Source organism: Paenibacillus sp. sgz302115 (genome assembly GCF_056120445.1).
The window spans coordinates 48,899-74,093 of the sequence record NZ_JBVYOK010000004.1; the positions used below are offsets into that span (position 1 = coordinate 48,899).

At 51.1% G+C, this 25,195-nt stretch carries 12 protein-coding genes; 11 read left to right on the forward strand and 1 reads right to left on the reverse strand.

Annotated features, from left to right (window positions below):
• Positions 1-253 precede the first annotated feature (253 nt).
• The 10 genes from AC0LWN_RS10850 to AC0LWN_RS10895 all read left to right on the forward strand — a co-directional run bounded on the left by AC0LWN_RS10850 (position 254) and on the right by AC0LWN_RS10895 (position 22,800).
• Complete coding sequence (locus AC0LWN_RS10850) at positions 254-1,216, forward strand: glycoside hydrolase family 43 protein (protein WP_474665092.1); 963 nt, start codon at positions 254-256, stop codon at positions 1,214-1,216.
• A 438-nt stretch (positions 1,217-1,654) separates the two neighbouring features.
• Positions 1,655-5,395 (forward strand): alpha-L-arabinofuranosidase C-terminal domain-containing protein, encoded by a 3,741-nt coding sequence (locus AC0LWN_RS10855; protein WP_474665094.1) that lies wholly within the window; start codon positions 1,655-1,657, stop codon positions 5,393-5,395.
• Between the two features lie 296 nt (positions 5,396-5,691).
• Positions 5,692-7,353, forward strand: coding sequence for an extracellular solute-binding protein (locus AC0LWN_RS10860; RefSeq protein ID WP_474665096.1), 1,662 nt, complete (start codon positions 5,692-5,694; stop codon positions 7,351-7,353).
• 186 nt (positions 7,354-7,539) lie between these two features.
• Complete coding sequence (locus AC0LWN_RS10865; protein WP_474665098.1) at positions 7,540-8,445, forward strand: ABC transporter permease; 906 nt, start codon at positions 7,540-7,542, stop codon at positions 8,443-8,445.
• 17 nt (positions 8,446-8,462) lie between these two features.
• Positions 8,463-9,350: a carbohydrate ABC transporter permease gene (locus AC0LWN_RS10870; protein WP_474665100.1), complete on the forward strand. Its 888-nt coding sequence runs from the start codon at positions 8,463-8,465 to the stop codon at positions 9,348-9,350.
• A gap of 9 nt (positions 9,351-9,359) precedes the next feature.
• Complete coding sequence (locus AC0LWN_RS10875; protein ID WP_474665102.1) at positions 9,360-11,129, forward strand: sensor histidine kinase; 1,770 nt, start codon at positions 9,360-9,362, stop codon at positions 11,127-11,129.
• The gene (locus AC0LWN_RS10880; RefSeq protein ID WP_474665492.1) at positions 11,116-12,774 is read left to right on the forward strand and encodes a response regulator transcription factor; all 1,659 of its coding nucleotides are present in this window, start codon (positions 11,116-11,118) and stop codon (positions 12,772-12,774) included. Before AC0LWN_RS10875 ends, AC0LWN_RS10880 begins: the two co-directional genes overlap by 14 nt.
• Positions 12,775-13,229: 455 nt before the next feature.
• Complete coding sequence (locus tag AC0LWN_RS10885; RefSeq protein WP_474665104.1) at positions 13,230-21,251, forward strand: immunoglobulin-like domain-containing protein; 8,022 nt, start codon at positions 13,230-13,232, stop codon at positions 21,249-21,251.
• Positions 21,252-21,410: 159 nt separating this feature from the next.
• Positions 21,411-21,764, forward strand: a complete 354-nt coding sequence (locus AC0LWN_RS10890) for a PadR family transcriptional regulator (protein ID WP_474665494.1) — start codon at positions 21,411-21,413, stop codon at positions 21,762-21,764.
• Positions 21,751-22,800, forward strand: coding sequence for an HAAS signaling domain-containing protein (locus AC0LWN_RS10895; RefSeq protein WP_474665106.1), 1,050 nt, complete (start codon positions 21,751-21,753; stop codon positions 22,798-22,800). Before AC0LWN_RS10890 ends, AC0LWN_RS10895 begins: the two co-directional genes overlap by 14 nt.
• Positions 22,801-22,802: 2 nt before the next feature.
• Here AC0LWN_RS10895 and AC0LWN_RS10900 read toward each other — a convergent pair whose 3' ends face one another.
• Complete coding sequence (locus tag AC0LWN_RS10900) at positions 22,803-24,014, reverse strand: MDR family MFS transporter (protein ID WP_474665108.1); 1,212 nt, start codon at positions 24,012-24,014, stop codon at positions 22,803-22,805.
• Between the two features lie 117 nt (positions 24,015-24,131).
• Here AC0LWN_RS10900 and AC0LWN_RS10905 point away from each other — a divergent pair, with 117 nt between their 5' ends.
• Positions 24,132-25,007, forward strand: a complete 876-nt coding sequence (locus AC0LWN_RS10905; RefSeq protein ID WP_474665110.1) for a helix-turn-helix domain-containing protein — start codon at positions 24,132-24,134, stop codon at positions 25,005-25,007.
• Positions 25,008-25,195 lie beyond the last annotated feature (188 nt).

Consider the following 25,195-nt stretch of genomic DNA (forward strand, 5'->3'; position numbering starts at 1 on the left):
CGGATGACAAATCAGTGCAGCTCACGTTATGGTAAACCGGGATATTGACAGCGGCAGCGGTTGGTGCGGGTGTCGTTTTTTGAGTTTAATTTTAAATATAACTAAATAAATTCATGTTTACATAAAAATAATGCTGTGCTAATTTGGTAATGCATGAATCGCAAACGGTACACATGCATTCCCGGCTGGCGGGGCACGGGTGAACTCCGGATAGCTGCGGCAGCCGGCATCATAGTAAAGAGGAGAGATCATTATGCCTGCAAACAGAACATTTACCAATCCGCTGGTGGAGCAGCGCGCCGATCCTTGGGTGTACAAGCATACTGACGGCTGGTATTACTTCACAGCTTCGGTCCCTGAATATGACCGGATCGAAGTGAGAAGATCAAAAACACTGGAAGGCTTGCCGGAAGCTCAGCCTGTTGTGGCCTGGCGCAAATATGCAGCCGGACCGCTTAGCGCGAATATCTGGGCACCGGAAATTCATTACCTTATGGGCAAGTGGTACATTTATTTCGCGGCGGCACATACGACTGAGACGAACGAAGGGCTGTTCGACCACCGCATGTATGTGCTTGAGAATGAATCGGCCAATCCGCTGGAAGGAGCCTGGGTGGAGAAAGGACAGGTGAAGACAGCCTGGGAATCCTTTGCCCTGGATGCAACGGCGTTCCAGCACAAGGGAGTGCTCTATTATGTGTGGGCGCAGAAGGACCCTGAAATTGAAGGCAACTCCAACCTGTACATCTCTGAAATGAGCAACCCCTGGACACTGCGCGGTAAGCAGACGATGATATCGACTCCTGAGCATCCGTGGGAGATTATCGGCTTCAAAGTCAACGAAGGAGCAGCGGTTCTCAAACGAAATGGCCGTATCTTCATCAGCTTCTCGGCCAGCGCCACCGATCACAATTATTGCATGGGGCTGCTTGCGGCGGATGAGAACAGCGATCTGCTGGATGCCGCTTCATGGACGAAGCATCCCGAGCCGGTGTTCCAGACAACGGAGGAGAACGGCCAGTTTGGACCGGGACACAACAGCTTTACGGTAGATGAAGACGGCGGGGATGTTATCGTGTATCACGCGCGTAATTACAAGGAAATTACCGGTGATCCCCTCTATGATCCGAACCGTCATACGCGGGTACAGGCATTCGGGTGGAAAAAGGATGGCACACCGGATTTCGGAGTGCCAGTGAAGGATAACCGGAGCTAAAGCACGGGCTTTAAGTTTAAGCTGCAAAAAGCAAACCACAGCACTGCGCCGCAGGGCCGTCCAGGCTGTCGAGAACTTCTCGACAGCCTATTGGCATTGCCGGAAGGTGAAATCTTTTTAAGTTGAACTAAAGGAAATATAAAAAGGGCCGAAGTGACGGAGGGGAAGTTTGGAACTGGAGGAGCGAACGCGTCCGCCTTTGTCTGCGGATTTCAACCGCGAACAGCGGTATAAAATCAAGAAATCTGCAGACAACAGCGGCCGGAAGTCCAAACATTCCCCGCAGTTACGACCAGAGCCCAATATGAAATTCTAAAGTTCAACTTTTGCAGCAAGAAAAACTTGATAAATGGTAGGCAAACAGAGTAGGATAAGTATAGTTCATACTTTTATTAATTTATTCACTATTTTATTAATTAAATGTATAGGAGAATGCATATGGCTACTTTTCAAGAGCAAATGATCGCCCATTACAGATTCGATGATGCAGAGAACCCCGGCAAAGACAGCTCGGGTCACAACAACCACGGGGCTGCAGCCGGCAAGCTGCCTCCGGCGGTCTCCGGGGTAGGCGGCAGACCGGCTGTTACCTTTGCGGGAGGACGGAATGGTTCGTCCTTTATCGAGCTGCCCTCTACTCTGCTTGCAGGAGTGAGCGACAACACCGGGATAACGGTTGCGGCCTGGGTGAACTTCGGCAAGGGGACCAGTGTGTGGGAACGGATTTTTGATTTTGGCAATGGGGAGGCGGGACCGGCTGTGTTCCTGACCCGCCAATTGCGCGGAACATTGTCTGCGGGCGGAGACCTGGTTGTTGATCCGGGCCGGGGTTTTGCCAGCGGGGAGTGGATGCACATTGCGATATCCATCATTGGCACGGAAGGCGGCAAGTTAAGCAGTGCAGGTCCGGTTGTATATATGAACGGTGAATTGGTTGCCGACGGCTCCATCAGCCAGACCTCCAGCGGCAACTATGCCCAGCTTCGCCGCTGGTTCGCGACGTTAACCGAAACGTCCAACTACAGCAGCAACTTTATCGGCCGCTCCCAATATGCGGCGGACGATGATTTTGCCGGTTCGCTCTCGGATTTCAGAATCTATAAAGCTGGTTTATCTGCGGATAAAGTGATTGAGGTGATGTGCGACTCCCTGACGGATGAGGAGATTGTGAAGCTTGCCGGGGACAAATACCTGAGCTTGCCGACAGCGATTGTAGCCCATGACCTGACTTTGCCTTCTGCCCTGCTGGGTGGAACAGTGCAGGTTGCCTGGGAATCCAGCCGCCCTGAGGTGCTCTCGAACGAGGGACACATACAGGCCATTGACTCTGCGCATGGAGTAACGCTTACCGCTATTGTGAGCAAGGGCTCCTGCATTAGCCGGAAAAGCTTTGAAGTATCGGTTATCCCGCCGAATCTGCCGACGTACACCTTGAACGTGCACGGGAACCGGGAAATATTGGATGTCAGCGAAGTGCTGTACGGCTTGTTCTATGAGGACATTAACAATGCAGCCGACGGTGGGATTTATGCCGAGCTGGTGCAGAACCGGTCTTTCGAGTCCTTCGCCTTTGACACCTATTCCCATGCTTCGGGAGAGTGCGGCTGCTCCACAGGCCGGAACCGGGAGCCACTATTCGCCTGGTCCGGGGATGTAGACCGGATGAGTCCGCAGAACAGCGGGGGGCTTAACGAATTTTTTAATATCAGTGATAAGGACGTCAATTCCTATTATGTGAAGGTGGCTGACGGGGCAACCATTCGGAACAGGGGCTTTGCCGATTCCAATCAGCATTGTGCCATGTCCGTCCGGACAGGTGCTAAATATGACTTTACGATATGGGCCAAAGCTGAATCGGCGGGCACAATTACAGTGGAATTGCAGTCACCGGACGGCGAAGCCGTAAGTGACGCCGTAGTTGTGCAGGTGGAAGGCGGCGGCACATGGAAGAAGTACGGGGTGGATGCCAAGCTGGTGCTGACGGGATCGGCTACGGTTCTGGGCCAGCTCGCGCTCACTTTTGCCGGTGAAATCTCCATTGATATGGTCTCCTTGATGCCGCAGGATGTTTGGGGTGCAGGGGAAGAACCGCGTTCTGCTTCGGCGCATGCCAATTATCAGGGCAACCCGAATTACCGGTTAAGAAAAGATCTGGTCAACGCGCTTGTGGATATGCATCCGAAATTTCTGCGTTTTCCGGGGGGCTGCATCTCTGAAGGCTCCTTCATTTGGGAGAATGTCTATGACTGGAAGGATTCAGTGGGCGACATCGAGCTTCGCAAGGAAAACTACAACGTCTGGGGCTACATGATGACTATGGGGCTGGGCTATATGGAGTATTTCCAATTGGCCGAGGACCTGAATGCTACTCCGCTCCCGGTTATGGCTTGCGGCGTGCTGTGCCAGGCCCGCTCCGATTATGCCCATCCTGCCGGAGGCAAGCTCAGAGAGTATTACATCAAGAACTTTACGGATTTGATTGATTTTGCAATCAGTACGGATTTTGCGGGCAACGAATGGGCCGCCATGCGCCGGAAGATGGGCCATGAGGCGCCGTTTGATCTGCACTATCTGGGAGTGGGCAACGAAAACTGGGGCACAGAGTTCTATGCCAATTTTGAAGTGTTCAAAACGTCCATTGACGAATACATGGAGCGTAACTATCCGGGCTATACATTGCACATTATTTCGACAGTCGGCGCTCAAGCGGATGACGATGCCTATCAGCAGGGCTGGAAATTTCTGAGCGGCAATATGGAAGGCTCGGCCAAGGTCGCTTTTGCCGACGGGCATGAAGTCATTGAAGAGACCGTAACCTGGTACGAAAAACAGCCGAACTATATGGATACCATCGCGGACGAGCACTATTACCGTTCCAATGAGTATTTGCTGAACAATGTGGACCGTTACAATTACTACTACCGGGCAACCAATCCGGACGGAAGTGTGAACTGGAAGGAAACCTCGAAGGTGTTTGTCGGAGAGTATGCTTCCACGGATAAAAATACATTGGCGGGCGCTGTAGCGGAGGCGGCGATTATGACCGGCTTCGAAAACAACGCCGATGTCGTATTGCTGTCCGCCTATGCGCCGCTGTTCAACAAGGTGCTGACAGATGGAACGTACAGATGGACCCCGGACTGCATCTGGTTCGATGATGAAACCGTATGGTTCACTCCGAACTACTATGTACAGCAGCTATATGCCAAATATTTGGGCGACAAGGTGCTGAAGACATCCTTTTCGACATACAAAAACGGCAAGCCGGCCGAGCTTATTCCGCATGGCGGCATCGAGATCGCGACAGGCAACGCCGAAGTGGCGGTTAAGCGGGTGACTGTAACCTCCAACAAGGACGGCAGCGTGCTTTTGAACCAGGATTTCACACAGCAGCTAGACCCGGCATGGCAGGTCATTCCCGGCTCTGCGGGTTATGTTGTCCGGGCAGGAGAAGGAATTGTGCTTAAGGCCCAGAACGGCGGACTGAACGGCTTGTACATCCTGAATGACAACTGGACTGACTATAAAGTGGAGGTTGCCGCTACAAGGCTTGCAGGTGAAGACGGCTTCTACGTGGGAGCGGGTCTGACGGATATTAATCCCGGAACCAAAAATGTCATCGAATATGCCATCGGGTATGGCGGCAATGCCACCGGCGTTAAAGTATACAAGCAAGGCATAGAAGCGTACACCTTGGGAGATTACTCTTCCAGCACGGCGGCGGGCAATTTAAGAGCGGCTCAATATGAGGAGCTTGCCGACAACACTGAGTATACCCTAACGCTGAATTACGGCGGCGGTACCGGCGAACGGCTGATTTGCTCCTATACGGATGGCCGGACGACCAGCAAAATTCTGGATTATAAGCTGGAGGCCTACAACCGGGAAATTTTCAGCTCGGTTACAAAAGACGCAGCGCATGTATATGTGAAGCTTGTTAACGCCGACAATGTGGACAAAACAACGCAGCTCCATTTCCATGACCTGCACGTTCAGACAGCCGCGAAGCTGGTTACCTTGACCGGTGATTCCTCGCTTGTGCATGTGCCGAATGTTAATAAGAAGAACAATGAAAGGGTTGTGCCGAGCGAGCGCAAGGTCTCCCTGGACAGCAACGACATCGTCCTGAACCTGCCAGCCAACTCTGTAAATGTACTGGTGCTTGATCTGCAAGCGTAAGCTGAATAAATCTATCCTTCTATGAAATTTCATCGTCTGAAGTGCCGCGAAAAAGCGGCATGGCTGTCTATTGTGAAGCAGAGCTGTTCCATCGTCATGACTTGACGGAGGGGCAGCTCTGTTTTTTTGTTATACTAGCATAAGCCAGCGGCTTGCCGGTTCCGTTAGTTATATATTTATCTAAAAAGTCTCAGCAACAGGTAAAGAAAAGATACAGAAAGTCAAAGGATACCACTCGCGGGTGTGAACGCTTTCTTTATACAATAGGATTGTAAATAACAAGGGAGGTTCATCAGATGACAAAAAAGCATAAAGCATTGCCGGTGCTGGCTTCAGCGATGGTGTTATCAATGGTTCTCAGCGCATGCTCCGGTGGAAACAGTGATAACAGCAGCAAAAATAGTGCGTCCGCCAAACCGGACAATGCGGCCCAAGCCGAAATGCAGGGCGGACCGCTTACGAAATATGACCCGCCGATCAAGCTGAGCTCCACGATGAGCGAGACAGGCAAAGAGACGCTGGCCCAAGGCGACACCTATGCCAACAATATCTGGACCAGAGGGTATGAGAAAGAGCTTGGCATCAAGGTATCCTATGACTGGATTGTTCCCGGTGCCAACTATGATGAGAAAATGAACGTTACGATGGCTAGCGGCGACTTGCCCGACCTTCTGAAGGTCAATATGGTGCAGTTCGAGCAGCTTCATGAAGCGGGAATGCTTGAGGATTTGACCCCGTACTTCGATAAATATGCTTCAGATCTGGTCAAAGGATATTACCAGGAAGAAGATGGAGCAGGTCTGAAGCCGGTTACGAAGGATGGCAAGCTGTATGCATTAACCAGCTTTGGCGGTTCACTTGACTCTTCGGATATGATGTGGATTCGGAAGGACTGGCTTGATAAGCTTGGCCTGGCAGAGCCGAAGTCGCTGCAGGATGTCATCAAGATTGCAGAGGACTTCACCACTAAAGATCCTGATGGCAACGGTAAAAAAGACACGTACGGCATCTTTATGAACAAGGATCTGCCGATCAACGGCTTCCTGCTTGGCTACCATGCTTATCTGGAAACCTGGATCAAAAATGACAAGGGCGAGATTGTCAACGGTACGGTCCAGCCTGAGGTGAAGGCGGGCTTGACCGAGCTGCAGCGGTTGTACAAGGAAGGTGTTCTTGATCCTGAGTTCGGCGTGAAGGATTTCGCAAAGGCTATTGAGGATGTCAACGCAGGCAAAATCGGAATTATGTTCTTGCCGCAATGGGCTCCTTTCCAGGTCATGAATATGATCAAAAAGGATAAAACAGTGAACTGGGTTCCATATCCGGTACAATCCATTGACGATCAGCCGGCCAAAACACAGAATCACCTGGGAATCGGCGGAGTCTTTGCTATCCGTAAAGGGTATGAGCATCCTGAGGCTCTGATCAAACTGCTTAACTTCCAGGCTGAAAAAATGTTCGGCGCGTCGGCGGCCAAAGAACGGGCCAGCTATCTGAACGGTGAGACAGGTCTCGGATTCCAGAACGCAACTGTAGCCAACCTGCCTCCGAACAAAAACGTGAAGGCGCAGGATGAAGTAGAGCAGGCGCTGAAAACAAAGGATACTTCCAAGATGGGGCTGGAAGCCAAGCTGTTCTACCAGGACATCCAGGCATACCGCAATGGTAATCTCGACAAATGGAATATGGAACGGATCTTTGGACCGCTCAGCTCGCAGGGGGTAATCAAGCACTATCGTGATAATAACCTGATTGTGATGAACCAGTTCATTTATGCGCCAACCAAAACGATGAACAGCAAACAGGCAACACTCGATAAGCTCCGCGCCGAAAATTTCGTAAAAATCATCTATGGCAACCTGCCGGTTGATGCCTTCGATAAATTTGTAGCGGACTGGAAAAAGCTTGGCGGCGATCAGATTACCAAAGAAGTCAATGAAGTGGTAAAAGGCAACTAATCCTGGCCTGTAGGCCCGCTATAAACGGGACAGCCCAAAGTCATGCGAATGGCGGTGCGGCTGTCCCGTTTTTTGTGAGTGCAACGCGCCGGGGAGAGGTCAACAAAAGATACCAAATGTCAACAGGCTCCACTGTCGGCATTCTTTTGGGGTGAACTAAAATTTAGCATATAAGGAGGGACAGAGATGCACTTTAATACCAAAAAATTCGTCCGTAACATCCCGCTGCATGCCATGATTCTGCCGGCGCTGATTGTGATCATCATCTTCAGCTATGTGCCGATGGCGGGTCTTGTCATTGCGTTTCAGGATTTTTCCCCGATTGCAGGCTTTAAAAATATTACATGGAACGGATTGGAAAACTTCCGTTACTTGTTTAGCTTGCCCGGCTTCAGCCAGGTGGTGTGGAACACGGTGTTTATTTCCGTGATGAAAATTGTGGCCGGCCTCACGGTGCCGGTAATCACCGCCCTGCTGCTCAATGAGGTCCGTGTGAACGGCTTCAAACGCACAATACAGACCATAATATATATGCCGCACTTTTTCTCCTGGGTTATTCTTGGCGGCATCGTTGTTGATGTGCTGTCCCCAAGCTCCGGGATCGTCAATATGCTGCTCAAGAGTCTGGGTATGCAGCCGATTCAATTTCTGGCGGACAATCACTGGTTTCCATATGTTCTGGTCATCACAGACCAGTGGAAGGAATTCGGCTTCGGGACCATTATCTATCTGGCCGCGCTAACCAGTATTGACACCTCATTGTATGAAGCAGCCATTATCGACGGCGCCGGCAGATGGAAGCAGTCCTGGCATATTACGCTGCCCGGCATCCGTCCGATTATGATTCTGATGCTGACGCTCAGCCTGGGCAATGTCCTGAACGGGGGCTTTGATCAAGTGTTCAATCTCTATAATCCGCTCGTTTATGAATCAGGAGACATTCTGGATACGATGATTTACCGGATAGGTCTGCAGGATGCGCAGTATTCGGTATCCACGGCCCTTGGCTTGATTAAATCCGTCGTTTCGTTTGGCTTTATCGGGCTGGGTTATTACTTGGCTTACCGGTTCGCTAAATATCGGATATTTTAGGGGAAGGAGATCAACCTATGTCATTCACATCTCGGCCGTATCGCTGGTTTATCCGTTTCAATTATGTTTTTCTTGCTGTGCTTGCCGGACTTTGCCTGTTTCCAATCGTCAATGTGCTGGCGGTTTCCTTCAGCTCAAGTGCGGCTGTCAGCGCCGGAAGGGTCACCTTCTGGCCGGTTGACTTCACATTATCTTCTTACCGGTACATGCTGGAAAATAACCAGTTCATCCATTCCTTCGGAACCAGTCTGCTCAGAGTGGTACTGGGCGTGTCCGTTAACCTGCTGTTTACGGTTCTGGTTGCCTATCCGCTCTCGAAAGAAGCGGCGGCGTTCCGTTCGCGGACCGTATATGCATGGATCTTTGTATTCACTATGCTGTTCAGCGGCGGCTTGATTCCCGGCTATTTGGTCGTTAAGGAAATGCACCTGCTGGATAGTGTATGGGCACTTGTCCTTCCCGGTGCTGTGCCGATCTTCAATGTGCTGCTGATGCTGAATTTTTTCCGGGGTCTGCCGAAGGAGCTGGAGGAAGCGGCCTGGATGGATGGCGCCGGCCATATGCGGACTCTATGGAATGTGTATCTTCCGGTGTCTATGCCCAGCATTGCAACAGTGACGCTGTTTGCGCTTGTAGGCCACTGGAATGCCTGGTTCGACGGAATGATCTTTATGCGGAGCCCGGAGCATTACCCGCTGGCTACTTATCTGCAGTCGATGCTGCAACAGACAATGGCTTCGATGGAGAATGTTACGCTTGAGGAAGCAGCCTTGCTAACCCAGGTCTCGGACCGTACGACGCAGGCTGCGCAAATCTTTTTATCCATTCTGCCGATCATGGCGATTTACCCGTTCCTGCAAAGATATTTCGTGCATGGACTGGTCGTTGGAAGTGTAAAAGGTTAAAGTGTAATAATGAAGAAATCAATTCTATTCCGTTGGAACCGCCACTCCATCGTTCACAAGCTGCTGGTTGCGTTTTTGCTGGTTGTGCTGCCGCTGTATATTCTGGGCATATCCATTACCTTTTACAGCTCCAACCAAATGCAGGCGGAAGTGGAAAGGGCGAATGAGTCGAAGCTGCGTTTTTATTACAGTCACCTTGAGTTTGAGCTTCAAAGAATCAGCCGTCTGGTTGCGGAATATTCGATTGATGATACAATGGCCTCCTTCAGCGCCAGGCTGCCGATCATGAGCCAGTATGAAGTGGACAATACGCTGAACAATATATTCACCAAACTGAAGCAGATCAGAGAAACCAGCCCTTACATCGCCGATGTGGTCTATTATCTGCCTGAGATCAATAAAGAAGTCAGTGTTCAGGATGGCGTCCGGGATGTCAGTCCGCCGGATTGGCAGAGCCTCTCCGACACTATGGGCAATCTGGGCGGTCCTGTCTCTGTCTATAAGGACGAGCTGTATGTGCTGCGGCGCAATCCGTTTAATCTGGACAACAAAGTTCCGCCTAATTTTCTATTGGGCATCAAGCTGTCGAACACGGAGCTGGAGCTGCGGCTGAAGGAGTTCGCGGTGTCCGGCGGAAGCAATATTACCCTGGAGTTCGGTAACAACAACGAATATGTTCTTTCGACTTCACAGCCTGCTCCAAAGCTGTTGCCGAACACGGAGCGTCCGCCGGAAGATGAATCTGTCAGTGTGCAGCGCTACAGGCAGAATGATTCCTTTGATTATTCACTCTATGACCATAACGATCATTTCAGGCTGATTGCCAGTATTCCTAATTCGATACTGCTGCAGCCAATCCGTGTGTTCACCAGGCTGATGTGGCTGTTGACGCTGCTGTCGCTGATCGTTATCCTGGTGTTCTCCGTATGGTCGTTCAGGGCGATCCACCGTCCAATCACTGTATTGATCAGGGGGTTCGAGAAGGCGGAGCAGGGGCAGACAGGACTTCACATTACCCATTCCCGCAAGGATGAATTCGGATATTTGTATCTGCGGTTCAATGACATGCTCCGGCGCCTGCATACTTTAATAGAAGAAAATTATGTGCAGCGTATCCGCACCGGGGAAGCGGAATTGAAGCATTTGCAGTCCCAGATCACCCCTCACTTCTTGTATAACAGCCTGTTCAGCATCAAGCAGATGGCGGAAGTGGAAAATGTGGAGCTGATCAAGGAATTCTCCGACTATTTGGGACAATATTTCCGCTACATGACGCGCGATTTTGCCCAGGAGGTGACTTTGCAGCAGGAGCTTGACCACGCGCTGGTATACCTGGCTATTCAGAGAATCCGGTTTGGGCCGCGTATCCAGGCTGAGATTGACGATATGGAACCGGATTGCAGCCGCATCCATGTTCCCCGGGTGCTGCTGCAGCCCATACTTGAAAACGTGTTCGAGCATGGCCTCCGGCAGAAGACGAGCGGCGGCCGGCTGCGAATGAAATATGAAAAAACAAATGACACGCTGACGATCCTTATAGAAGATAACGGCGACACATTGACCGAAGAAGGGCTGAACCGGCTGCAGCAGCAGCTATCCCGGCAAGAAATCACCAGGGGAGAGACAACCGGATTGTTAAATGTAAATCAAAGACTGCGCATCAAGTTCGGCTCCTCTTACGGACTGCAGGTTGAACGGAGCGAACTAGGCGGCTTATGCGTAAAAGTCAACATTCCGGGAAAGGGGGAGGCCAGCAGTGCGGCGGATGATGATCGTTGATGATGAGCCGGTTATTTTGGACGGGCTGTACGAATTTTTTATGAAAGCCGATTTTGCCGATTTGGAAATTATTAAGGTGCATTCGGCGGATAACGCGATAGAATGGCTGAATACGCTGAGGATAGATATTGTGCTAAGCGACATTTGCATGCCGGGAATGGATGGCATGGAGCTGATCCGGGAAATCGTTGACCGGTGGCCGCGCTGCAAGGTTATTTTGCTGACCGGACATAACGAATTTGATTATGCCCACCAGGCCATCCGCAATCCATGCGTCATCGACTATTTGCTGAAGACCGAGGGCATGGACAAAATCCGCTCCTCCGTAGCCGTAGCATTAGAGCGGCTCTCTTCAGAGGAGGAATATCAATATCAGACGCAGTGGTTTCGCGACAAGCTGCCCCGCACCTTGCCCCAATTGCAGCAGCAGCTGCTGCATGACATTCTGCGGCGTACTGAAAAGCTTGATTACCGGTCTTTGCAGGAGGAGTTCGATACGATTCAATTGCCGTTTCAGGCTTCAGAGCCTATATTGCCTTTGATTATCAGAATTGAAGCCTGGAGAAATTACGAGACTCCCTCAGACCGGACCCTGATCCGCTATGCTGTAGCCAACATCTCGGAGGAGCTGCTTGGCGACAAGGCCGAAATTAAAGCCGTCGATCTTGATCCCGTTACAATTGCCTGCTTCGTTCAGCCGGAGGCCGGCCGCTTGCCGGCAGTTTCCGGTGAAGAGGTCTGGCTGAAGACGCACCGCTTCGTGCATGGCACGATGGAGTCCATCCAGCAGGCCTGCGACACTTGTCTGCGGCTGTCCGTATCCATCATTGTCAGCAGCCATACGGTAGACTGGCATGAGCTGAACTATACCCTCAACCGCTTGCGGCTGGCTGCCTATGACAGCTTGGGACTTGGGATGGAGAAGCTGCTGAAGGTCAACACGCTGGAAGCGGAGCCGCCACAGGGTCTCATGCAGAGCCGGCTTGCGTCTACGGGTGTGCTGCTTGAATATGTAAAGCAGCGGCTGCTGGAGGGGAATGCGGATTGGAGCGCTTCGTTCCGCAAGTGGGTGGATCTGGCCGGAGAGGACGGCCCGGAAGATCCTTTTATCAGATGGAGAATGCTGTCCGGCATCAGCAACACCTTGCTGGAGGTGGTGCAGGAGCTGGGCTTGACTGAACAGGCTTTGAGCGGACAGGACTTGTCGCAACTGCTGCATTTTAATATCAGCACACCCTGGCCGGCCGTTATCGCTTTCTATCATTCTTTCTTCGAATGGATTGCTGCCAACCGCAGCGCCGCCTTCAGGCATGATGAATCCAGCATTCTGTCTATGGTCCATCAATACATCAAGCTCCATTTAGCCGATGATCTGTCTCTGACCCGGATTGCCCAGGAGGTCTCGCTTAATCCCTCCTATCTGTCACGCTGGTACAAAAGAGCGACCGGAAAAAGTCTTTCGGATTATATCGCTGAGAAAAAGCTGGAGTTAAGCAAGGAACTGCTGCTGGGCACAGCCCTGAAAATGCATGAAATCTCGACCCGGCTTGGCTTCAGCGACCAGCATTATTTTTTTCGTTTCTTCAAGAAAACGGCCGGCTGCACGCCGCAGGAATTCCGGGAGCAGCGCAAGACAAGGGCCTAACGATAGCGTGGACTACAGTCCGGCATGCCAAACAGCCTTACCTCCATTCGTGGAAGTAAGGCTGTTTGCTGTGCAGGCTTCTTCCCGTACGATGAGAGCAGACGCTCGATGCTCCACCATGATTAACCTGTTTTTATAGCATGAATATACATTAAATTCTAATAACATAAATTTATTGACAGTGGTGGAACTCGTTGAGTAGGCTGCTGACACAACCTTAATTCTCTACTGATATTTTGATAACATTGCCATGCCAGAATGAAATATAGTCAGTGAATTAATGCCGTTAAGCATTAATACGTTTTTCATATGAACGTCGACCTGACGAAATGGCTTGGCGGGCGTTGCGTTTCTGTTACATAGAAGCGAAGAGGCACTCAATCAAATGACTGAGTGCTGCTTGGCTGTAAGCAATGGAACACGGCGTTCATTATTATGTCTGGGGGGAATTACTGGTGTTTCGAAGGAAATTTGTGGCTTCATTGTTCAGCTTCTCGATTATTGCAAATACGTTAAGTCCGGTCATGATGGTCGGCTCCACTGCTTATGGTGCCGGTGACAACGGGGACTCCCAGGGAAGATGGATGACCGGGGAGTATCATGCCCATACCATTCAGTCCGATGATGCCCAGGGAAAACTTACGGATGTGCTGGATACCGCTTTTGAGAAGTATGGGCTAGATTGGCTGGCGTTGTCCGATCATTTGCGTATGTCCAGCCGTGATGCAGACGGCAATACGCTGGCCAGTCCAATTCCGTTATCGCAAGGCATTGCGAAGTACCAGGCACCCAAAATCAAGGAGCTGCAGGATTCCGGCAAATATGGGGGCAAGACGATATTTAACGGCTTCGAATGGGACATGCCTACCTATGATCACGTTGGTGTCGGCATTGTCACCGATAACCCAGGCTCCGAGGAAGCGTTGAAAGCTATCAATCAATTTGAGTATCTGTTCACGAACCGTGATGCCAGCTTATTCAATGCCGATGATGTTGCTGCGTGGAGTGCAAAGGACAGCCGGGCGTACACCACGGCAAGCGATGCACGCAAAGCATACCAGTGGCTGGCCGACAATTATCCTGACAGTTATGCCCTTATCAATCACCCTTCCAGAAAAAATGGTACCGGCTCTGAGCTTAAGGTCAGTGATATTCGTGACTTTAACAACATTGCGCCGAATATTGCCTTCGGGTTTGAGGGAATGCCCGGGAATCAAATGGCGCCGGACCGCGGAGAGACTACGGACGTCTATGGCGGCGCGGATATCCGCATTGCCAAGATAGGTGGAATGTGGGATGCGCTGCTTGGCGAAGGCCGGCATTACTGGAACTTTGCTAATTCCGACTTTCATTTCAAGATCAGCAGCGACCGTAAGTATTCAAGCGGCTACTGGCCGGGTGAATATGCCAAGAACTACACCTGGACCACAGGCAGCGACATGAAGTCGATTGTGGACGGCATGCGCTCCGGCAAATCCTTTTCCGTTACCGGGGATTTGATTAACGCTCTTGATTTCCGCATCGGCGGCGGCGGCTCCGAGAAAGAAATGGGCGGAGATCTGGTGGTGCCTGCCGGTGAAGAGCTTAAGCTTAACCTCCGGTTCAAAAGCCCCGGAACGAACAACAACGGCGATCCCGTCAAGGTAGATCATGTCGATCTGATTGCCGGTGATGTTACCGCAAAGGCTGAGCAGGGAACCGCTGCCTACAATAAGGCAACCAATGACTCAACCAAGGTGGTTAAACGGTTCACCAGCGCCGACTGGACAACTGATGCTGATGGATACAACACGATTTCGTACACCATTGGCGCGGCGAGCAAGAACCAGTATTTCCGGCTGCGGGGAACAAATCTCGGAACGGATGTTGCCGGGGAGACAAGCGGCGGGGAGCCGTTAATTGATCCGAAAAATACGACCTCCGACAACGAGACGCGGTTTACGCAAATTAATAACCGTAACTACTCGGATATGTGGTTCTATTCAAATCCGATTTTTGTGAACGTGACCTACACGGATAGCCAGGCTGTACAGGAAGCCCTCGATCATATCAATTTTCCTGCCGGCAAGGTGACTTCGGCGTTCACATTGCCTTCTGCCGGAGTGCAAGGAGCAACCATTACTTGGGCATCCTCCAATTCGGCGGTAGCTTCCATTGCAGGAAGTAATGTACAGATTACCCGTCCTGCGCTTGGACAACCCGATGCTAAGGTAACACTGACGGCTACAGCTACCAAAGGTGCCGAGAGTGACACACGTGCTTTTGAGCTGACGGTAAAAGCGCTTGGTGCCAACGATCCGATGCTTCATTATTCTTTTGATGCGGATCAGGATTACGGCACAGCGGTTCCAGATGTTTCGGGGAACGGATATAACGGTACGCTAGTCGGCGGCGCTTTAGTGACCTCCGAGCATGGCGGAGCGGTGACGCTTGACGGCTCGAACGATGCGGTTCAACTGCCGAACGGTATCCTGTCAGGGTTGACCAGTGCCTCGTTCACCATGAGCGTCAAGGTTGATTCCTCGCTGGTGCGTCCGGCTTGGCTGTTCAGCTTCGCTACTGAACCGGCTGCTGTAGCCGGAACTAAGTATTTCGGTCTGCTGGAGGATGGGAGCGGGCGCTTCCGCACGGCGAGTACCACCAACTGGTGGGCTGCTGAGCAGAATGTCTCGAAAGGATCAGCTCTGACGCGCAATGTCTGGAAATCAATCGCCTACACGATTTCCGATTCAACCGGAACGCTGTATGAGGACGGCGTAGAGGTTGGGAAGAATACAGCTCTTTCAACAACACCGCAGGATATCGAGAAGACTGTCGCGAACTATCTCGGCAGACCTACCTACTCGGGCGATAAGTATTTTAAAGGAAAAATCTCTGATTTCCGCATCTATTCGCGTGCGCTGACGACAGAGGAAATCACGGCATTGGCTGCTGAAGAGAATGATGGTGCTGTTGCCGATGACAAGGCCGCGCTTACGCTGGGGGATACGTCTGCAGTTATCTCGAACCTGACGCTGCCTGCAACCGGTCCGAACGGAAGCGCGATTAGCTGGCAGACCAGCAATGCCGCCGTAGTTGGAACGGACGGGACGGTTACACGCCAGAATGATGCTACGAAGACGGTCACGCTGACGGCTACGATCAGCAAAGGCACGTCCTCTGCCGTTAAAACCTTTTCAGTAACAGTACTGGGAACGGGCGATGCTGAAGCGGTGGATAAGGATAGCCGTGCCATCAACCTGGGCACCAAGGCGATTCAGTCGGATAAGCTGACGCTGCCTGCTTCCGGAACAAACGGCTCAGTGATCGAGTGGAAATCCAGCAATGCAGCGGTGCTGGAGGACGACGGTACGGTTCACCGTCCTGCGGCTGCGGACAATGCCAAGGTCATGCTGACCGCTACGGTAACGAAGGGCAGCGCGGTAACCACCCGTACCTTCGACCTTGTAGTGCTGTCGCAGACACCGGTACTGGCACACTGGAAGTTCAGCCAGGACAATGTAGCATCCGGCGCGCTCGATACCTCCAATCTGAGACTTGGCGACTTGTCCGGGCTCGGCAACGATCTGACACTGGCAACGACAGGCAATGGCCTCTCCAGCGAAGCAGGTTCAATGCTGAAGTGGTCGGAAGACGGTAAGAGCCTTGTGTTCGGTAATTACCGCGGGGCAAGTGTCGGCAAGTATTTCAAGACCGTAGACGGGGCTCCGATCAACAGCGAAGAGTTCATGAACGGCTATACTATCGAAGCGGTATTTAAGATGCCGAAAGGGTTCACGCCGGCCAGAAATCAATGGACAGGGATTCTTACCCGTCAGGGCACAGGCAAGCAAGCCGGTAAAACGGCTGGCGAGACTGAGATCCTGACTACACTGTCTGTTTCCAATCTGGGCGAGCTGCAATGGGAGAGTTACCCGACCAACCTGAACAACAATCCTTCGGCATGGTCGTTCTCCTTGAGCAGCCCTAATAACTGGTATCATACAGCAATCGTTAATGACGGAAAAAATACTAAGCTGTACATTGACGGTGTAACGGATTTCCGCAATCCGCCCGAAGAGCTGATCGGTATTAAAGCTGTAAACGGCAAGGGCTGGAACATTGGCGCCTCTGAATGGGACGGAGCAATTGACGGCTTGTTCGCCGGATCACTTGAAGAGATCAAGATTACAGCGAACGCGCTGCCGGAGAGCAAATGGGTGGTACAGGATTATGATACCGCCGGCTTGATTGAAGGCAACAATGACGATACGCCGCTTGTTAGCGGTGATGGTACGTATACATTTGCCTTCCTTCCCGACACGCAGATGCCGGTGCGGTATCAGGAGAACATTTTCTTCAGTCAGATGCAGTGGCTGGTTGACAATTATAAGAAAATGAATATTAAAATGACCTCCGGTCTTGGTGATATCGTTGACCAGTCGTGGGTATCCGAACAGTGGGACCGGGCAACGGTCGGCTACAATATGCTGGATACCGCCGGCGTACCTTACATTGTTACCCGCGGAAATCATGATGTTGGCGGCTATGACTCGTACACTTATCTGAACAGGTTCGGAGCGAGCAGATTCTCGGACAAATCCTACTGGCATGGCGGTTCGCCGAGCGGGACAAGCTCCTACGTTATCTATGAAGCCGGCAGCTACAAGTATATGGTGTTGTCCATTGATATGAAGGATTTCAACACCGATCTTGCCTGGGCCAAGAGTGTCTTGGCGGCGAACAGCAAGCTTCCGACTATTCTCATCTCGCATGAGATTCTTGTAATCGGCGGCAATGGAGATCTGGAGTATAGCGGAAATGGCCAGTCGATGTTCGATAATCTGGTGAAAAACAACAATCAGGTGTTCATGACGATCGCCGGACATAACCACGGCACAGGATACCGGGTTGTAAAAAATTCCAGCGGCAATGATGTGCTTGAGATGCTGGTCGACTATCAATCTTATTATCACGGCGGCAACGGCTGGATGCGGCTCATGGAGCTGGATGAGGCGAACAATAAGCTGATCTTCAGAACGTACTCCCCGTGGGTTGATTCCTTGTCTCAAGGAGAGCTGACCTTCTTCGATCTGAAGAACTTGACTAACAACTCCGAAAATTTCACAACGAACTTTAACTTTGCCGAGCGTTTCAACTTCTACAAAAAAGTAGGCTCCCTGGCTGGTACAGTAACCGACGGGACGAAACCGCTCGAAGGTGTCAAAGTTAACCTAACTGTGAACGGACAGCAATATTCGGCGCTGACATCTGCCGACGGCAGCTATAAGGTTGCTGACATCCCTGCAGGCGATGGCTACACAGTGACGGCAAGCAAAGCAGGTTATGTTGATGCTGAACTGAAGCAGATTAGTATCGGGTCCAACCGCACGACCGAAGGTGATATGCTGCTTAAGCCGTTATCAACGGTGTTCTACAAGGTGACCTTTGATGCGAACGGCGGCGATACGGCTGCGGACCCGGCTGAGAAGAGTGTTATTGAGCACGGCAACGTTGGAGTATTGCCTGCACCGCCGACCCGCAGCGGATATGTCTTTGCCGGCTGGAACAGCAAGCCGGACGGCAGCGGAACCGCATTTAATGCGGCTACTGAAGTAACTAGTGACCTGACGGTGTATGCACAGTGGACCGATTTGCTGCTCCGTTACACATTTGATGCGAACGCGGCTAATGGTACAGCGGTACCGGATCAATCAGGCAATGGCAACAACGGTCTGCTGATTGGCGGCGCTGAAGTGACAGCGTCACACGGTGGTTCAGTGAAGCTCAATGGAACGAATGGTGCGGTGCAATTGCCAAACGGCATATTAAAGGGCTTAAGCGACGCCACCTTTACAATGAATGTTAAAGTAGACTCCTCTATGGCCCGTCCAGCGTGGCTGCTCTCCTTCGCTTCGGCGCCGGCAGCGGTCAGCGGCACTAAGTATCTTGGACTGCTGGAGGATTCAGGCAGTAAATTCCGTGCTTCTATTACGCAAAACTGGTATCCGAACGAACAATCGGTGTCCAAAGGCTCGGCGATCGACCGCGGCGTATGGAAGAGCATAGCGTTTCAAATTTCAGGCACAACCGGTACATTATATGTTGACGGTGTGCAGGTAGGCCAGAACACGAACATGACTTTGACACCAAGGGATGTCGAGGCAACGGTTGCGAACTATCTCGGCAGACCGGCCTATTCAGGCGACAAGTATTTTATGGGTGAAATTTCTGACTTCCGTATCTATTCCCGCGCGTTGTCTGCTAACGAACTTGCAGCAGTAGCGGCGGAGGATCTGACCAATTACGGTACGATCAGCGGTACGGTAACAGATGGCACGGACCCGCTCGCAGGGGCTGCCGTTGAAGTAACGGTTAACGATCAAAGCTATCGGACGGTAACGGGTGCGGACGGCAGATACGTTGTCGGCAGCATTCCGGCTGGTTCGGGCTACAAGGTCACTGCTTCCTTGAAAGGATATGAGGCGGGGGCCGCAGACAATGTTACAGTAGCTGCCGATGCGGTGGCAAATGCCGATATTGCACTAAAAGCTATTGTCTACTCAGTATCCTTTGATAAGAACGGTGGCGATACCGAGGCTGATCCGGCAAAAGTAACGGTAGCTGAAGGTAAGAGTGTAGGCACATTGCCGGCTCTGCCTACGTATAAAGACTATCTGTTCACAGGCTGGAATACGGCAGCAGACGGCAGCGGTACTGCATTTACGGCAGCAACGCCGGTTACCGCTAATCTGACAGTCTATGCCCAGTGGAAAAAGGTGGAAAAGACTGGTGCTATCTCTGGTAAAATAACTGACGGTTCGCTTCCAATGGCAGGGGCCGTTGCTCAGGTTACGGTAAGCGGAAGTGTGTATTCGGCCTTCACCAATCCATCAGGCGAATACCTCCTTACTGGAATACCGGAAGGCAAGGGCTATACCGTTACTGCCAGCAAGTCCGGTTATCTGGACGGCAGCGCAGAGAACGTAAGTGTAACAGCTAATGAGACGACGGAAGGTGTGAATATTACCCTTGGTCTCGTTGTCATCATTACCAAGCATACTGTAAGCTTTGACCGTAACGGCGGTGACACGGCAGCCGATCCGGCAGAGGTTACCGTTGATGAAGGCAAGAGCCTGCATGCTCTGCCGACACCTCCGACCCGGGCCGGTTACTTGTTCACAGGCTGGAACTTAGCAGCTAACGGCAGCGGGGCAGCCTTTACTGCGGAAACACCGGTAGAAGCCAACCTGACAGTCTATGCCCAGTGGCGCGCAGTAGAGCCTGGTGAACCGGAAGCACAGACAGGCAGCATCTCCGGTACTGTAACAGACGGCTCGCTTCCGGTAGCAGGAGCCATTGTAACGGTAAGCGGCAGCGTGTATTCGGCTATTACGAATGCAGCGGGCGGTTATATTATTGCCGGTGTACCGGAAGGCAATCGTTATACAGTTATCGCAAGCAAAGCGGGCTATCAGGACGGCAGCGCAGCGGATATTATTGTCAAGGCTAATGAAACAACAGGCGGAGTAAATATTAAGCTAGCTCAGGTGGTCATTGTTAAGAAGGTAACCGTCACCTTCAATGGGAACGGTGGCGATACGGCTGCCAATCCTTCAGCGTTGACGGTGAATGAAGGGGAGAGCCTAATTTCGCTTCCGGCAGCGCCGACTCGTACCGGCTACAGCTTTATCGGCTGGAATACGGCAGCAGACGGTAGCGGAAAGAGCTTTACGGCAGGCATGCCTGTAAGTGCTGACCTGATTGTGTATGCACAGTGGCAACAACTTAGCACTCCGGCACCAACGCCAGTGCCGACCACGGCACCGGTATCGACGCCAACACCGGCGCCGACCGCATCACCATCGCCAACGCCGACCGTATCACCGTCACCAACGCCAACAGCGACGGTGACTCCAGTTCCGACGGCAACAGCAACACCGCAGCCGAGCGCGCCTGCTCTGAGCGATATTACGCAGCATTGGGCGAAGACGGCCATTCAGCAGGCAGTGGAGCTGGGAATCGTGAAAGGTTACCCTGACGGCTCCTTCAAGCCGAATGGAGAGGTTAACCGCGCCGAATTTGCTTCCCTGCTGGTGCGGGCGATGAAGCAGGGCACAGCGAATGGTGAGCTGGCTTTTGCTGATAAGGACAACACACCGGCATGGGCCGCAGCCTCCATCCGCAGTGCGGTGGATGCCGGCTGGATTAAGGGCTTCGAGGATAATTCCTTCCGTCCGCTGCAGAAGGTAACACGCATTGAGATGACCGTAATGGTTGTCCGTGCGCTTGGGCTGGAGGTTGGCTCGCCAGAGAAGTTATCGTTTGCAGATGCCAAAGACATTCCAGCATGGGCTAACGCATATGTGGCTGCTGCCGTGAAGGCGGGAATTGTCAAGGGCGGAAGCGATAACCGGTTCAATCCGGGAGCTGCAGCTTCGAGAGCAGAATCCATTGTGCTATTAATGAATATGCTTGATTACAACTCCAGCAAATAGCTATACCTGGTATTCTTTAAATGGAAGCCGACCGGAGAAACAAATGCCGGTCGGCTTTTTTTGTGCGCTACGCTTAGCGATGATTTTCAAATTAATTTATTGTACATATTGCAATAGTGTGTGGCATACAGTATGATGCAAACAGGAGTTGATGATGAAATGGACATCCGCGAGACGATTAACGGACTGACCCTGGAACTGCGCCGCGGAACGATCATTCTTGGCGTACTCAGCCAACTATCCGAGCCTCAATACGGTTATTCGCTGGTTCCCATTTTGAAGGAAAGAGGTATTCCCGTTGATCCCAATACACTGTACCCGCTGCTGCGCAGGCTGGAGAAGCAGGGGCTGCTGAACAGCACCTGGGACACCAACGAAGCCCGGCCCCGTAAGTACTATTCGCTCAGTCCCGCAGGGAAAGAAGTATACGATCGTTTATGCGGAGAGTGGAACAGTCTGAAGATTAGCATTGACAGTCTTATTGAAGGGGGAAGCAACAATGGAACAGATTAAGCGGTACATTCATGAAGTGACCAGGCAACTGCCGGAGCAGCAGCGGGGCGAGATCGGGAAAGAGCTCGAAGGACTGATCGGAGATATGCTGGAGGAGCGGCTTCAGGATGGGAGCCCGGGGACGGCAAAAGATGTGGAGGAAGTGCTGCTGGAGCTGGGAAATCCGCGGCAGCTAGCGGATCGATACAGAGGTTCCAGCCGATATCTGATCGGGCCGGAGCTGTTTGCCCCCTACGTATCTGTTCTCAAAATTGTGTGCATAGCCATTATAATCGCCATAACTGTCGAATTCGCAATCACAAGCATTATTCAACCGGTTCACCAGCCTGAGCTTACCGAAAGCGGTATGCTTGACAGATTCGTAAACTATATAGCCGATCTGTTCATGGGCGGCCTCCAGGGATTCACCAGTGTAACGATCATTTTCGGACTGATTGAATATACGGGACTGCGCAAAGGAAAAGCGGGCTTCAATAGCAAAAAGGATTGGCATCCCTCACAATTGCCGCCCCTGCCAACAGAGCACAACAAGATTCGCCGTTCTGAACCTGTTGCCGGTTTGATTTTTACTATACTATTCGGTGTGTTGTTCACCACTATCTCCATCGATTGGCTTGGTGCTTGGAGATTCAGGGACGGTGGCGGAATGTCGATTGTGCCTCTTTTTGATGGAGGGATATTTCAGGGATATCTTCCGTTGATCTGGGTCTTCCTGGCGGCAAGCATTGTTAGGGATACACTGAAAATCATCGTTGGAAAATGGACGGAAACACTGGTCATATTCAATATTGTGATCAGCATCTTAGGATTCGGGCTGGCGTTGTTGATGTTCACCAATCCGGAGATCTGGAATCCCGATTTTATGGCGCAAATGGTTCAGGCCGGAATAGTTCAAGACGGAAGCGAGGCGTATGGTACCCTCTTGAACATCTGGAATTCGGCAGCAGGCGGACTTATTTTTATTGTGGGAATCGTGTTTGTCATTGATCTAATCGTTGCCGTAAGCAAGCTGTTCAAGCTCAGAAGTGCCGCTTAGGATCAGGTGCGGGTTTCTCCACGGAGGTGCTTCATCTTGGCAAGGTGAAGCAACCCGGCCCCGGTAATGGTTATGAGGCATAACAGTCCAAAGACGGGAAGGCCGGACTCGAGTCCGAATTGCTCAAGCAGGAGTGTTCCGATGATGGGGCCGCAGATGGTGCCGATTTTGACAGACTCCGAGCAGCCGAAGTATAAGCCTTTGGATTCTTCTGTTGCCAGCTCATCTACAAGGGTATCGAAGCGGGCCCCGATTAATAATTCGCCCAAACTGTAAAGTACAATGAACACCAGCAGAAGTGTATACGAGGTGGAGTGGACAAGGGACAAGAAGCTTATGCCGATCAGCAAATTGCTGACCAGAACAACGTTAAAGGGGTTCCAGCTTGCGATCCAGCGAAGTATTGCAAACTGTGAGACCAGAATAATAATGCCATTGAGTGATAAGAGAGTGGAGTATAGCTGAATGCCATTTCTTAAGGTGCCGGTATTCGCCATAAACTGTGAGACGGTCGCGTTAAGCTGGGAATAGCCAAAGAAGGAGAAGCTCATGCCAGCCAGCAGGAGAAGAAACACATGATCCTTTCGAAGCGTAGAGAAGGCCTGCCCCAGACTGTATTTCTTTTTTTGCTGCTTGGGTGCTGTGACATCAGATAGGTCTCTGAAGAAAAACCATGTGGATAGCCCATATATAATATAGAAAATGCCGAGGATTACATAAGGAAACAGGGTCATTTTCATATTGAACAGCAGACTTAGCAACGGCCCGATAAAAGCTCCAAGGTTAATCGCCGTGTATCTCAGGTTGAATACAAGCAGCCGATTCTCCGGGAGGGTCTGGGTGGACAGCACTTTTTTGCTCGCCGGCTCGAAGATAGAGTAGCATAAACCGTTAAGGCCGCTAAGCAGGAGGAATTGCCAGAAGCTATCAGCGAAATAGAAGAGGATAAATACGGTTCCCCAGCCAATGGGGACGCAGCCTATGATCCTTTTCAATGAAAACCTGTCTGCGAGTCCCCCACCAAAACCGCCGAACAACACATTAATGAGCGGGTTTACGCTGAGAATATAGCCGGTGTGGAGGATCGAAATGTCCTTTTGATTCGTTAAAAAGATGGCCAAAAAGGGGGTGCTCATAAAAAGCGCCGTTCTTGTAAAAAAGGTTCCTGTCAGGATGTTCCATACTTTGCTGTTCAGCTTCTGTTGCAATGCCATGCTTGCTCCCCTTCCTTCTCCCAAGATATGTATTTCCACCCTGTCGAATGTAGCATACAATGAAAAAAACGCTGAAAATTTGTGCTGTATACTCACATAATGGGCGGGGGACAAGGAATGTATCTCGGCAAAACGATTCAACAGATCCGTAAGTCTAAGGGGCTGAACCAAGCCATTCTTGCAAGGGGAATTATGAGCCGCTCCAACCTGTCTCGCTTTGAGGGAGGGAAGTATTTTCCTGGCTATGACAAGCTGATTCTGCTGCTGGACAAGCTGGAAATGTCGCTCGAGGAGCTGCTGTTTCTGCATCAGGATCTGACTCAGCCGGTCAAACGGACGCTGCACCTTACACTGGTTGAGGCGGGGAACCGTTATGAATTTGAGCGGGTTAGGGCACTCAGCTATGAATGCCATGCTTTGTATGAGGAGACGGGAACAGAAGCCTTTTACCATTTGTATCTGCTTGGACAAGGGTTTCTGCTCCAGCATCATCAGGAAGATCAAATTAGGCGTCTGAGTGAGATCGCTGATTATATCAAGCCGTATTTGCTTGGAGTAGAAACTTGGTATTTGTATGAATTCAAGCTGCTCAACAACTTCTTATTTACGTTGAACAGTGACGATGCCATATTTTTTGGACAGAGGGCTGTGCGTGAATTCGATAAATATCACTTCTTGGCCGAGAGCAAAACCATTCAGCAGCATTTGCTGCAGAACATCTCCCGCATTTGTCTGGATGAACGGAATTATGAGAAAAGCTTGTTTTTTCTGGGTAAGGCGCTGCCATCGGCGGATAAAACCAACCTGCTGTACGATAAGATCGTGACCTTGATCTATTATGAAATTACAGTGATCTGCCTGAAAATCAGCAAGGACACTGCTAAATTAATCAGTTATTTGGGCATTCTGAAGGAGCTTGATTTCATGGACAGCTATCATGCCATGCTTAATTTGAGCCGGAAGCATCTTCAGGAAGGCTTGCCCTTGGCGTAAGGAATTTCGGTATGAAAAGATAAGCTGTAATGTTGCTTATAGCAATTTTACGGCTTATTTTTTTGTTTATTTTGGAGGATAAAGACGGGCGCTTCTTCTATTTGTGACAAAATTATGAATTTTTTATGGTTTTTTTTATTTTTTCTGAATCTAAAAGAAGGGGAATATGGTGGATTATAGAATATTTA